Source organism: Amycolatopsis sp. VC5-11, assembly GCF_037034185.1.
Lineage (GTDB): Bacteria > Actinomycetota > Actinomycetes > Mycobacteriales > Pseudonocardiaceae > Amycolatopsis > Amycolatopsis nivea.
The window spans coordinates 1-256 of the sequence record NZ_JBAGKF010000068.1 but is presented as its reverse complement, the minus strand read 5'-3'; the positions used below and the strand labels follow the sequence as shown (position 1 = coordinate 256).

At 70.3% G+C, this 256-nt stretch carries 1 protein-coding gene; it reads left to right on the top strand.

Annotated features, from left to right (window positions below):
- Positions 1 to 256: NAD(P)(+) transhydrogenase (Re/Si-specific) subunit beta (locus WA670_RS45115; RefSeq protein WP_336162325.1), on the top strand; the 256-nt coding region annotated here is incomplete at both ends.

The window sequence follows — 256 nt, the reverse complement described above, 5'->3', positions numbered from 1 at the left end:
CCTCGCCCTCGCCGGGCTGTCCCGGCACGAAACCGCCCGGGTCGGGAACTATTTCGGGATCGCCGGGATGATCGTCGCGCTGATCGCGACCATCGCCCAAGCGGTCACCGGCGACATCACCGGCACCTCGGTCGCGTTGATGATCGTCGCGATGGTCATCGGCGCGGGGATCGGGCTGCGGCGCGCGGCGGTGGTCGAGATGACCGGGATGCCCGAGCTGATCGCCCTGCTGCATTCCTTCGTCGGCCTCGCCGCC